Annotated in this window: 14 protein-coding genes and 1 pseudogene; all 15 read left to right on the forward strand. The window is 53.0% G+C overall.

All coding sequences use genetic code 11. The features are described from left to right. Positions 1–1,273, forward strand: a pseudogene (locus Q0L39_RS08280) (hypothetical protein); the annotation flags it as partial. Positions 1,274–1,355: 82 nt separating this feature from the next. Next, entirely contained in the window at positions 1,356–1,964 is a 609-nt protein-coding gene (fic, locus tag Q0L39_RS08285; RefSeq protein ID WP_296628273.1) for a protein adenylyltransferase Fic, read from the forward strand. An 82-nt stretch (positions 1,965–2,046) separates the two neighbouring features. Beyond that, positions 2,047–2,253 (forward strand): tail protein X, encoded by a 207-nt coding sequence (locus tag Q0L39_RS08290; protein WP_296628275.1) that lies wholly within the window; start codon positions 2,047–2,049, stop codon positions 2,251–2,253. Between the two features lie 21 nt (positions 2,254–2,274). After that, positions 2,275–3,264, forward strand: coding sequence for a contractile injection system protein, VgrG/Pvc8 family (locus Q0L39_RS08295; protein ID WP_296628277.1), 990 nt, complete (start codon positions 2,275–2,277; stop codon positions 3,262–3,264). A gap of 1 nt (position 3,265) precedes the next feature. Further along, a complete protein-coding gene (locus Q0L39_RS08300; protein WP_296628279.1) occupies positions 3,266–3,796 on the forward strand; it encodes a hypothetical protein in 531 nt (176 codons plus the stop codon). Positions 3,797–3,808: 12 nt separating this feature from the next. Next, positions 3,809–4,192, forward strand: a complete 384-nt coding sequence (locus Q0L39_RS08305; protein WP_296628281.1) for a phage tail protein — start codon at positions 3,809–3,811, stop codon at positions 4,190–4,192. Beyond that, positions 4,189–4,473: a hypothetical protein gene (locus tag Q0L39_RS08310; protein WP_296628283.1), complete on the forward strand. Its 285-nt coding sequence runs from the start codon at positions 4,189–4,191 to the stop codon at positions 4,471–4,473. The genes Q0L39_RS08305 and Q0L39_RS08310 overlap by 4 nt, the downstream gene beginning before the upstream one ends. Further along, on the forward strand, positions 4,460–5,602 hold the full coding sequence (locus tag Q0L39_RS08315) for a baseplate J/gp47 family protein (RefSeq protein ID WP_296628285.1): 1,143 nt from the start codon (positions 4,460–4,462) through the stop codon (positions 5,600–5,602). Before Q0L39_RS08310 ends, Q0L39_RS08315 begins: the two co-directional genes overlap by 14 nt. Next, positions 5,595–6,242, forward strand: coding sequence for a phage tail protein (locus Q0L39_RS08320; RefSeq protein ID WP_296628287.1), 648 nt, complete (start codon positions 5,595–5,597; stop codon positions 6,240–6,242). The genes Q0L39_RS08315 and Q0L39_RS08320 overlap by 8 nt, the downstream gene beginning before the upstream one ends. A 50-nt stretch (positions 6,243–6,292) precedes the next feature. Continuing rightward, positions 6,293–7,855, forward strand: coding sequence for a phage tail protein (locus Q0L39_RS08325; RefSeq protein ID WP_296628289.1), 1,563 nt, complete (start codon positions 6,293–6,295; stop codon positions 7,853–7,855). A 12-nt stretch (positions 7,856–7,867) separates the two neighbouring features. Further along, on the forward strand, positions 7,868–9,214 hold the full coding sequence (locus Q0L39_RS08330) for a glycine-rich domain-containing protein (protein WP_296628291.1): 1,347 nt from the start codon (positions 7,868–7,870) through the stop codon (positions 9,212–9,214). 4 nt (positions 9,215–9,218) lie between these two features. Further along, positions 9,219–9,524 (forward strand): hypothetical protein, encoded by a 306-nt coding sequence (locus Q0L39_RS08335; protein ID WP_296628292.1) that lies wholly within the window; start codon positions 9,219–9,221, stop codon positions 9,522–9,524. A gap of 29 nt (positions 9,525–9,553) precedes the next feature. Next, positions 9,554–9,712, forward strand: a complete 159-nt coding sequence (locus Q0L39_RS08340; protein ID WP_296628294.1) for a hypothetical protein — start codon at positions 9,554–9,556, stop codon at positions 9,710–9,712. A 297-nt stretch (positions 9,713–10,009) separates the two neighbouring features. Continuing rightward, positions 10,010–10,396, forward strand: coding sequence for a phage holin family protein (locus Q0L39_RS08345; RefSeq protein WP_296628295.1), 387 nt, complete (start codon positions 10,010–10,012; stop codon positions 10,394–10,396). A gap of 15 nt (positions 10,397–10,411) precedes the next feature. Beyond that, the gene (locus tag Q0L39_RS08350) at positions 10,412–11,236 is read left to right on the forward strand and encodes an N-acetylmuramoyl-L-alanine amidase (protein ID WP_296628298.1); all 825 of its coding nucleotides are present in this window, start codon (positions 10,412–10,414) and stop codon (positions 11,234–11,236) included. Positions 11,237–11,440: the final 204 nt, after the last annotated feature.

An 11,440-nucleotide genomic window follows, 5' to 3' on the forward strand; every position in this document is an offset into this window, starting at 1 on the left:
CAAGATGCAGAATATGGCCAACGCAGGAACCTTCGAGCAGATCGGCAGGAAGATCGGTGGTGCTGTGCAGACCGGTGTGAAGTACGGTACAAAGGTTATCAGCGTCGCAAAGAAAATCAAGGATAGTGTGGCCGACACCGCGAAAACGATTGCAGCCAGACTGGAGCCGATGCGGCCGTTGTTTGATGGCATCGCAGAAAAGGCAACGAGTTTAGGCCGCAAGATTACCGACGGCTTTACCCGCGCCGGTCCTCAGATCAAAACGCTGGCAGAAACATACATTCCACCGGCTATTGAGATGGTGGGAAAACTTGCCGATGCGGCTTTGAATGTCGCTCAATTTGTAATGGACAACTGGTCGATGATTAGTCCGATTGTCAAAGGAGTAGCGGCTTCTTTTGTGGCATTCAAAGCCATGAATGGGCTTACCAGCCTGGTTGGAAAGGCAAAAAACCTGATCGATATTTTCAAAACGATCAAGAGCATTGCGGGATTCGCCGGAAAGATCAAGGCTTTAGGTGCTGCATTTAAAGGATTCAGTGGGATAGCGACCCTGCTCACTTCGCCGATCGGCCAGATTGCTCTTGTGATCGGTGCATTTGCAGCAGCAGTTATTTTAGTCCTTAAAAACTTTGATAAAATTAAAGCAGGTGCTGCGGCATTGGGAAATTGGATTGGTGAGAAACTGGGTGCATTGGGTGACTTCTTCAAAATGTTAGGCTCCGCAGTCGTTGGAGCATTCCGCTTGATGGGAGAAGATATAAAATCGCTTTTCTCCGGTATCTGGGACGGGCTGGTCAGCGGATTCAAAGGTGTTATCAACTTCTTTATCAGCGGCATCAACGCCTTGATCAGCGGTGCGAATAAGCTGCTGGCGGTCAAAATTCCGGACTGGATTCCAGGAGGAGGAAAGACGGTCGGCATCCAGATTCCGACAATTCCGATGCTGGCCCAGGGTGGTATCGCGACCAAACCGACCCTTGCTATGGTGGGTGAAGGCAGGGAGAATGAAGCGATTCTGCCGCTTTCCAAGCTGCAGAGCTTGCTTCGTGGCGGCAGCCTGGCATCCACGATGAAGAGCCTGATCCGTCGGCCGGCTGCCGCTGCGGGCGGCGGCACTACCTACCAGTACAGCCCGCAGATTGTCTTTCATGGCGGCGATAAGCAGGAACACGAGGAAGTGCTGGAAAACGACAAAAAACGCTTTGACCGCTGGGCAAAGGAGCGGGAGGAATACGACCGACGCACCCGCATCAAGCCGAAGAAATCCTGATTGCTTTTGAGTTTGTTTCGTTGATGCTGCCCTTGTTTTGTGGTATAATAATAAAAATAAGCTGGGAAAGAGGTGGGATACCTTGACATTGGAAAACAAGCTGCACCTGACAAACTCGGTGGACCTTGCAAGGGAAGAGGAGCGCATCAGTAAGAAAAAAGCGGTCGAGCTGTTTGAAAGCGGACTGCTGGACACTCTGCAGCCCGGGAGCTTTGAGGCGCTGCGCAGGATTCATGAATATCTGTTTTCGGAGATTTATGAGTTTGCCGGTCAGGTGCGGACAGTGAACCTTGCAAAGGGAAATTTCCGCTTTGCACCGGTGATGTATCTGGAAGCTGCCTTAAAAAATGTGGAAGCGATGCCGCAGTCGACCTTTGATGAGATCATCGAGAAGTACGTCGAGATGAATATTGCCCATCCTTTTCGGGAGGGAAACGGCCGCAGCACCCGCATCTGGCTGGATCTGATGCTCAAGAAGGAGCTGCACAAGGTGGTTGACTGGAGCCGTGTGGACAAAAATGACTACCTGCTGGCGATGGAGCGCAGCCCGATTAAGGATATCGAGATCAAGTATCTTCTCAAAGAAGCGCTGACCGACGAGATCGGCAGCAGAGAGATCTATATGAAGGGCATCGACACCAGCTACTACTACGAGGGCTACACCGTTTACAAAGCAGAAGAATTGTCTTAAAAGACAGGAAAACAAAACAGGTATCATCAAAGCTGTTCCTTTTTGGGAGCGGCTTTTTTGATGCACAAAAAAGGGGTGGAATATGAACACCTATACAACCGTACAGGGCGATCTGTGGGACAGTATCGCAAAGAAAGTTTATGGAACAGAAGCGGCCATGGATGTGCTGATGAAGGCAAATCCGGAATATTTAGACGTAGCAGTCTTTGGGGCAGGGGTGAAAATCCTCCTGCCCCAATTTACTGCGCAGGAAGCAGAGCGTGCAGCAGTCCCTCCATGGAGGAAATAAAAGAAAAAGGCAGGTGATAAAATGCAGGGCAGACAAACAAAGGTGAGCATATCGCTCAACGGCGTGGACATCACTTCCGATCTGAGCGGGGACACGCTCTCCCTGACCTTTAATGACAGCACCGAGGAAAACGCGGACAACGTCGATTTTCAGATTCAAAACCGCGAAAAGAAGTGGCTCAAAGGTTGGTTTCCAAACAAGATGGATACCTTCTTTGCTCAGATCATCACGGAAGATGGAACTCTTGACTGCGGTACCTTTCTGCTGGACGATGTGGGAATGTCCGGCCGGCCTCTGACGGTGAGCATCAAAGGGGTGGCAAAACCATCCGACCAGGACTTTTCCGAGGTGGAGCACAACCAGACCTGGGAGCAGGCAACCTTGCAGGACATCGCCGCCACCATCGCAGGGCGCGCAGGTGTTGCGCTCGAATACGATGCAAAAGAGAATCCGACCATCCAGTTCCAGACGCAGGAGGGAAAAACCGACCAGGATTTCCTTCAGGAGCTTGCCGCAAAGCACGGCATCACCATGAAGCTCTACAACCAAAAGCTGGTGCTGTATGAGATGGAGGAGCTGGAGAAAGCAGGACCCGTCAAGACGCTGCGGGAGTCCGATCTGCTTTCCTGGGAGGCAAAGACGACGCTGCTGGACACTTCCTATTCCGGTGTATCGGTCCAGTATATCAACACCGACGGGGAGACCATGACCTACACCCACAATGGCGGAGGAAACAAGGCTCCGAAAATCTACAAGCTGGATGACCAGCTGGACAGTCTGGGAATGGCACAGAAAGTGGCGGCGGCAAAGTACAGGGAGCTCAACCGCGGGGAAACCACCTTTTCCTGCTCGCTGCCAGGTGATCCGGCGCTTGTTTCCGGTGTCTGCGTGGAAGTAGACGCAGAGGACTTTGGAAAGTTTGGCGGAAAGTATCTCATCGACAGCAGCACGCATACGGTCAGCGGTGGATATACCACAGATCTGACAATGCACAGGGTAGAGGAGGGATAAGATGGAGATTGTCAGGGTGTCCGAAGTGGACTATGCAAAAGGACTCATCAAGGTGGAGCTTCCGGCCAAGGACAACATCGTTTCCAACTGGATCACTTTCCCAAGTAATGAGTACGAGATGCCGGAGGTCGGCGACCTGGTCAAGGTGGAGTTTGAGCCGGACAAATACGGGAATCCGTATACCAGCGGCATCTGCTATAAAAAATGCTTTAACAAGGATGCGCTGCCGAAGCTGCAGGGGAAGGACCTCTTTTACAAGGAAATGAAGGGAGACGTGACCCTCATCTATGACCGCGAAAAGAAAAAGCTGACCATTCAGACCGACAAGGAAATCCTGATTACAGCAGCGGAGAAGCTGGAAATTCAAACGAAAGAGCTGACCATGAAGGCGCAGCAGGTGAAGGTGGAAGCACAAGAGGCGCAGATCAGCGCAGCGTCTATTTCCCTGACCGGACAGACAACCATCAACGGAGAAACGGCCATCAACGGAAATCTGACCGTTTCCGGAACAGTTTCGGCAGCAAATATTTAAGGAGGTGGACGCTTGATTGGAAGTTATGCAGGAATCAGCTTTACGGTTTCAGAAGATAAGGTGCAAACCTTTCAGGAAATGAGTCGGGAAACTGCTTCCCGATGGAACACCCATGAGGTCATTGGCGCAAAGCCAAAGCAGGAATTTCTGGGACCGGATCTGGACAGCATGAGCTTTACCATGAATTTGTCTGCATGGCGGGGCGTTAGTCCTCTGCAGCTGGCGGAACGGCTGCGGCAGTTTTGCAGCAAAGGAGAGTATGACAACCTGATTGTGGGCGGACGGAATTTTGGAAAGTACCTCATCGAGAGTGTCAGCGAGACCTACAACGTGGTCAACAACCGCGGGGAGGTCGTGCAGGCGAGCATCGATGTGAGCTTAAAGGAGTATGTATGAGGATCACAGGAGATAATTTGACCCCTGACCTGCGGCAGCAGCTGGAGCTGCTGCTGGCGACCCCGGTGGGGACGGTGGCGCTGGACCGAGATTTTGGAGTGGATCTGAGTTTTTTGGATGAGCCGGTCAGCGTAGCGGTCAACATGGCCGCTGCCGAGATCGCGGTCAAGTTGCAGAAATACATTCCCGCGCTGCAGCTCATCCGGGTGCAGGCAGACTATGAGCAGGCGCAGGATGGGACAGTGGAAATGGAGGTGATTGTAAAAAATGCCGAGCAATAATCCATACGATGCGGTGCCGGACATTGATTTTGTGCCGGAAACGACCGAGGAAATTTTGGAGGAGCTGGTCGACACCTATGAGCAGGTGCTTTCAGAGGAGACAGACCAGACCGAGAAGCTGCCGGTCTCCAGCCGCGAGAAGATCATCCTCAACACGATGGCCTATGAGCTGTCGGTGCTGGCACAGCTCTTTAATGATCGGGCAAAACAAAATCTCCCGAAATATAGCCGGGGAGATTTTCTGGAGGTGCTGGCCTCCTTCTGGGGACTGACCCGCCGGCAGGCTTCCCCCGCGTTGGGGGAGGCGGAATTTACACTGTCAGCGGTCCGGGAGGACGATATCCTGATCCCCAAAGGGACAAGGGTGTCGCCGGGCGACAAGCTGTTTTTTGAGACCGATGAGGACTTGATCATCCGATCTCCATCCCTGACCGGGCGGGTGGGGATTACCTGCCAGCAGGCGGGGGCGGTCGGCAATGGGTTTGCCGCCGGAAAAATCAATATCATTGTGGACCCGGTGGCCTACGTTGCCAAGGTGAGCAACGTGGACAGGACACAGGGCGGCGCGGATGTGGAGGACGATTTGAGCCTGCGCACCCGCATTTTTTATGCCCCGCAGGGCTACAGTGTGGCCGGTCCGGCAGAGGCCTATCAGTTTTGGGTGCGGGAATTTTCGCAGGCAATTGAGGGCGTCGGCGTGACCTCGCCGAGCCCTGGCAAGGTGGATATCTGCTTGACGCTGCAGGGCGGCGAGCTGCCGGAGGAAACCTATCTGGAGCGCCTGGAGGAGTATCTGGAGGACAAGCGGCCATTGACCGATGAGCTGACCATCCACGCGCCGGAGGTGGAGGATTTTAAGGTCGACTTGACCTATTACATCAACCAATCAGACGCCAACCGGGAGCTGGAAATCAAAGCCGCGGTGGAGGCCGCAGTCCAGGAATACATAACCTGGCAGGAAAGCACCATCGGCAGGGACCTCAATCCGGACAAACTGGTTGCTTTGGTGATTGCGGCCGGAGCAAAGCGTCTGGAAGTGACGGAACCACAGCATCAGGTCATTGCGGTCGATGAAATCTTTAAGAACAGGACAGCCAAAGTAAACTATGGGGGTTTGGAAGATGATTAGTTTACAGCAGGTAAGTTTCTCAACCCTTCTTCCTCCGAATCTGCAGGATGTGCAGACAAGGGCGCTGGGAGCCGCATGGGACCAAGCCTTCCGAAAACTGGTGGACTATGCCGAACGTGTTTCCATGACGTTTGCCTTTGTGATGGAGCTGGATGAGGAGATGGCAGACCATCTTTGCCTGTCGCTGGATATCAAGGGATACAAGGCGGATCTGCCTCTGCAGAAAAAGCGGCTGCTCATCCGATCGGCGCTGCTCAACTATTCCCGTATGGGAACCAAGGCAGCACTGGAGGATGCGGTCGGCATCATCCATGGAGGCACGACTGTGCAGGAAAACTGGGAGTACGGCGGGCAGCCTTACTTTTTCCGAGTTGCGGTAGATGCCGGCCAGGAAAAGGTTGCGGAGAATCCAGTGGGCAGGCTGCTTGACACCATTATGGAGTACAAAAATGTACGTTCCTGGCTGCAGGGAATTACCGTCGATGTCATCGAGCCGGGAAGCATCTACACCGGTGCTCTGCCGGAGGTTGGAACCATGCTAGTGATTGACCCATACCGCGCGCGGGAGATGGTGGTCGACGGTAAAGCACTTTACCATGCCATGGGAATGCACGGAGCGCAGCTCATTATAGGTGAGTGATGGTTTTATTTGTACAGAACACAAAAGCATAAGGAAAAGGGGGAATGTTTATGCCGCAGGAATTTGAATATTTTGCAATCCTGACCAATAAGGGCACCGAAAAGCTGGCTCAGTATCTGCAGTCAGGGGAAAAGCTGACGATCAGCTGGGTGCTGGTCGGCGACGGAAACGGCAGTATTCCAATGCCGGACCCTTCCCGCACAGCGCTGGTCCATGAAGTATGGCGTGGCCCGGCAGAGGTGACCGGGGATCTGGTGAACAAGAACGTCATCAAGGCCACATCCACCATCCCGACCGATGTGGGCGGTTGGAGTGTGCGGGAGGTTGGTCTGCTTGACCAGGACGGGGAACTGTTCGCGATTGCAAACGCCCCTGGTTACCCGAAAATCAGCATTGCAGACGGCATTAACAACGATATGTGCGTCGGTATGCGTGTAGCGGTGAGCAATCAGGCAGGAATCAACATCAAAGTGGATGGTACCGTCATTATTGCCACCATCCATGACATCGAAGAGCACGACAAAAATCCGGCTGCCCACCTCGGCCACTTTCAGAACAGGCAGATCCACGTTTCCACAGATGACAGGGAAAACTGGGATAACCCGCTGATCGTAGCAACCGTGTTGTTGGAAAGCGGCAGCTGGGAGCGCGACCCCGAAGGAGTTACCTTCGTGCAGGAGGTGACCGCTCAGCTGCCGGAGGAAACTGTGCTGCCGAACATGGACCTTACCATCAAGGCGGACCCGAACTTGGTGGCGCAGATGGTGGACAAGGATATTGGTCTGGTAGCGGAGCAGACCGACGGCAGGATCGTCGTCCATGCACTGCGGGAAGCGCCGGACATCAATATGTATCTGCAGGTGTCGCTCTACCGCTCAAAATCCGGTGAAGAAAAGACCTATTACTCAAATCTTTTGGGCAATCCGGGAGAGATTGGCACCCCGCTGCCATTGCCGATTGAAAAAGGCAGTATCCATCTGGAAGATCAGTCCACTGCAGAGCAGCTGAAAATCCATGGAACGCACATCAATCCGTCACTGGACTGGGCGGCAACCAGGGTTGTCCGCGGAGAGAACACCGCTCCGATCGGGCCGACCTCCGGCGTGCAGATCATGGACGGCACCGAAACCGAGTTCACCGACACCTATCAGCTCAAAGCAGGCGTGCGGTACATCTACGCCTATTTTCCGCGCAATGAGGCGGGCAACTACCAGATGTCGGCAACCACAGCGGAAATCACCATCCCGACGCAAAAGCCGCTGGCACCGACCAATTTGCAGGTGCAGGACAGCACCGATGCGGGAGCCTTTGGCGCGACCCTGACCTGGGAGGCGCCGACCGACGTTTACCGCGACCACTTTGTGGTAGTGCGCAAGGAGGATAGTGCGCCTACAAGCATGGAGGATGGCAAGGTTATCTATGAGGGCACTGACACCACCTGCAGAGACACACAGAGCACCAATTACGGCATCCAATATTACTGGACGGTATTTGCGGTCAATACGGAGGGAACAGTAAGCGACAGCTCGCCGAGCACCTCCCTGACCCTGCAGCCGATTGTGCCGGGGCAGGTGAGCAACCTGACGGCCACCGACACCTCCTCTCCGGAGTAGGGACACCGGGTCATGCTGCAGTACCAGATTCCGGCGGACGTCAACGCCTACAAGGTTGTGATCCGCCGCAAGCAGGGAGAAATGCCGGCGACCAGCATCGACGGCGAGCAGGTCTATGAGGGCAGCAACGAAATTTTCTACGACACGCCGGCCTTTTCTTCGCAGGCCTATTATTATCGCGCTTTTACCATCAATCAGGTGGGCCAGATGAACGACGAACAGGAAGGTGCGGTCGCTTCGGTGACATTGACTGCCCGGGAACCGGGCAGCATCTCCAACCTGCAGGCCAGCGACGAAAAGGGAACAACCACCGGCAGCTTTGATCTACCGACGGTGCAGCTGGAGGGCCGCGAGGTGGTCAACCGCTTTGTGGCGGGGTATGTGGTCATCCAAAAAGAGGATAGCACACCGGCCAGCGAGACCGACGGAGAGGTGATCGAAAGCAGGGACATCGACCCAATCATCGCAGAAAAGACGGTCACCTTCACCAAGACCGAGCAGAAGAACGGCGCCAACCTGTTTATCACCGTTTTCCTTAAAAATCATGAGGGACAGTATTTTATTTCTACAGGACAGACGGTCGAGCTTGTGGTAGAAGCATTGCCCACCTATACCTTCACCGGTCAGCATCAACTGATTGACGATGGAAACGGACATTGGCGTATTAAGTTTTTATCATCGGGCGTATTGGAATGGCTATCCGGTGAATCTGAAATTGACGTTTTCCTTGTCGGTGGTGGAGGCAGTGGTGCTTTTGGCGCAGGAGGTGGTTCGGGGTATACAAAAACCCAAAAAAATATACGTATAACTAAAAATCAAAAAATACAAGTAACGATTGGTACGGGAGGAGGTAGAGTTTATGGAAATTCCTATGGAATTAGCGGAGGAACAACTACCTTTGCATCTTATTCTGCTTTAGGCGGTAGTCCCGGTGGACCTGGTGGTGATGGAGGAAACGGAGGCTCTGGCGGCGGCGCGTATAATCTCAAATATGCAGGATATACGGGTGGAGGTGCAGGATGCAATGGAGGAAATGGACAAGACACTAATGGTGTTGGAGATTATGGAAAGGGTGGAAATGGTCAAGGAAGTACTACCCGTGAATTTGGAGAAATAAGCGGGCCGCTGCATGCAGGAGGAGGACAGGGTGCATGTGCAACAGGATCAGCTTGCACAAATGGTTCTGGCCCAAATGGAGAATCTGGTTATAATTCGACTACAGATTCTAATTATTATCCTGGGAAAGGCGGTGCTGGATACGGAGGCGGAGGAGGTGGAGCTGCAAATACTAGCGGGACAAATTATAATGGTGCTGGCTCCAACGGTGTTGTTATTATCCGAAATTCAAGGGAGGGTTAACAATATGAAGTACGCTATTTTAGAAGGTGAAAAAATCACCAACACGATTGAACTTGACCCGCACACTGCATTTGCGTTTCCTGATGCTGTAGTCATCCCCGAAAATATCTTTGCTGGCATCGACGACAGCTACCGCGATGGACGCTTTTACCGATACAACGAAGAAACCCAGCAGGAGGAAGAAATCCTCCCCTATGACCCGATGGCAGCCTATGCGCAGGAGCTGCAAAACTATCAGACCGAGCTTGCACAGCTCACGGTCGATACCGACTATCGTCTGCTGATGCTCGAAACAATGAGCATGGCATAAAACATTTTTATTTTTCAGGAGGTTTTATAATGGCTACTTATGAGATGATCAAACGACTGATGACTACCCAGAAGGCAAACGGTACCCTCGATACACCGAGCTGGCAGAACAAGCTGGATGTGTTTTTCATGTGTGACCGCATCAATGATGAGCAGTACAGGGAGCTGGTCGGGATGCTGGAAGCGTAATCATCGGACAAAATTTGTAGAGGTGTAGGGAAAGTTGCCTTTTTTAGGGCAACTTTCCCTTTATTTTTCCTCTTTATATGAGAAGGTGAGGCGATGGTTAAAGCCTGTGTGAGTAATCAGCTTTGTGTTCCATCGCCCTGAGGTTGTCACAGCGGGAGCTGTTCCAACCTCCCGAGATTCATCAATGTAAGGCGATGGTTAAAGCCTGTACGAGCAATCAGTTTTGTGTTCCATCGCCCTGAGGTTGTCGGCAAGAGCCGCCAACCTCCCAAGTTTTATCAGGAAAGGAGGGAGTAAATGGAAGCGCTCAATGAGATTTCGGCGCTGGTCAGGGAGTACATCACGCCGGAAACGGTGTGGCTGGTTCCGTGCCTGTATGCGCTGGGGAGCATCATCAAGCGATCGGTTCGCATCGACGACACCCTGATCCCGACGGTGTTGTGCGTGGTGGGAGTGTTTTTGTCGGCGCTGGTGTCGGTGGCATCCTGCGAGCCGACAAACTGGATGGGGTGGGTTATCTTGTCCGCTGTCAGCTTGGGTCAAGGTTATATGGTCGCGGCGGCAGCGGTCTGCCTCAATCAGCTCGTTAAGCAACACGCTATTGCAGGAGGACTGAAAAAGGGTTTTGAGGGAGAAGAGGAATCGGAACCAAAAGATCATCAAATCAGCGACAAAAATCAATAAAGGATGTGGAACGAAATGAACAAACGAGTATTTATCGGTGTAGGTCATGGAGGCAAGGACCCTGGCGCGGTGAAGTACGTCAAGGAATCCGAAGCCAACCTTCAAATGGCGCTGGGACTGAAAGCCGAGCTGGAACGGTACGGCATTGAGGTGGGTATCTCTCGCACCGTGGAGGAGGACGACCCTCTGACCGAGGAAATCAAGGAGGCCAACGCCTTCAAGCCGGACATTGCGGTCGAGGTACATAACAACGCGGGCGGCGGTGATGGCTTCGAGGTCTACTATCAGACCAACGGATACAAGGCACAGTCGATGAAGCTGGCGCAGTGCATCGAGGCAAGGGTGAAAGAATCCGGCCAGAAGTCTAGAGGATTGAAAACCAAGCTCAATGAGAGCGGCACCGATTATTTTGGCTGGTGCAGACAGGTCCAGTGTCCGGCGGTGCTGTGCGAGGGCTTCTTTGTGGACAATGCCGCAGACAGCGCAGACTACGACACAGCAGCCGAACAGCAGGCATACGGCAAAATTTATGCCATGGGCGTGCTTGATTACCTCGGCATCAAATACAACCCTCAAACGGGCGGCCAGACGTCGCAGGACACGCCACCGGCATCCGCCGATGACCTGCCATATACGGTACAGGTGGGTGCCTTTGCTGACCGCGTGAACGCTGCTTCGATGCAGAACAAGCTGTCGGGCATGGGCTATTATACCTTTGTCACCAGCACAAACAGCACCAACAGGGTGTGTGTAGGCAAGTTTGCGGACAAGGCAACCGCACAGAAAACCGCTGACGACCTGAAAAAGAAAGGCATCGCAGGCTTTGTGACAACCATTTAAGTGTTCTATAACATAGAACAGAAAGGAAGGAAACTATGAACATCGACATTGTAAAACTGCTGTCAAGCATCGACGTGACAGAGGTGGTGGTGGCCATCATCGGCGTGGCGAGCATCTTCATTACCAGTGTGGTCTATCCGCTGATCAAATCGAAGCTGACCAATTCCCAGTGGGAAACCATCAAAAACTATGCACTGGCCGGCG

Origin of the sequence: uncultured Negativibacillus sp., from assembly GCF_944388365.1 — a bacterium.
GTDB lineage: Bacteria > Bacillota > Clostridia > Oscillospirales > Ruminococcaceae > Negativibacillus.

Excerpts from the sequence above, each read along its gene's own strand:
- Q0L39_RS08290 (WP_296628275.1), top strand. The coding sequence starts at position 2,047 with ATGAACACCTATACAACCGTACAGGGCGATCTGTGGGACAGTATCGCA.
- Q0L39_RS08295 (WP_296628277.1), top strand. The coding sequence starts at position 2,275 with ATGCAGGGCAGACAAACAAAGGTGAGCATATCGCTCAACGGCGTGGAC.
- Q0L39_RS08300 (WP_296628279.1), top strand. The coding sequence starts at position 3,266 with ATGGAGATTGTCAGGGTGTCCGAAGTGGACTATGCAAAAGGACTCATC.
- Q0L39_RS08310 (WP_296628283.1), top strand. The coding sequence starts at position 4,189 with ATGAGGATCACAGGAGATAATTTGACCCCTGACCTGCGGCAGCAGCTG.
- Q0L39_RS08315 (WP_296628285.1), top strand. The coding sequence starts at position 4,460 with ATGCCGAGCAATAATCCATACGATGCGGTGCCGGACATTGATTTTGTG.
- Q0L39_RS08320 (WP_296628287.1), top strand. The coding sequence starts at position 5,595 with ATGATTAGTTTACAGCAGGTAAGTTTCTCAACCCTTCTTCCTCCGAAT.
- Q0L39_RS08325 (WP_296628289.1), top strand. The coding sequence starts at position 6,293 with ATGCCGCAGGAATTTGAATATTTTGCAATCCTGACCAATAAGGGCACC.
- Q0L39_RS08330 (WP_296628291.1), top strand. The coding sequence starts at position 7,868 with ATGCTGCAGTACCAGATTCCGGCGGACGTCAACGCCTACAAGGTTGTG.
- Q0L39_RS08335 (WP_296628292.1), top strand. The coding sequence starts at position 9,219 with ATGAAGTACGCTATTTTAGAAGGTGAAAAAATCACCAACACGATTGAA.
- Q0L39_RS08340 (WP_296628294.1), top strand. The coding sequence starts at position 9,554 with ATGGCTACTTATGAGATGATCAAACGACTGATGACTACCCAGAAGGCA.
- Q0L39_RS08345 (WP_296628295.1), top strand. The coding sequence starts at position 10,010 with ATGGAAGCGCTCAATGAGATTTCGGCGCTGGTCAGGGAGTACATCACG.
- Q0L39_RS08350 (WP_296628298.1), top strand. The coding sequence starts at position 10,412 with ATGAACAAACGAGTATTTATCGGTGTAGGTCATGGAGGCAAGGACCCT.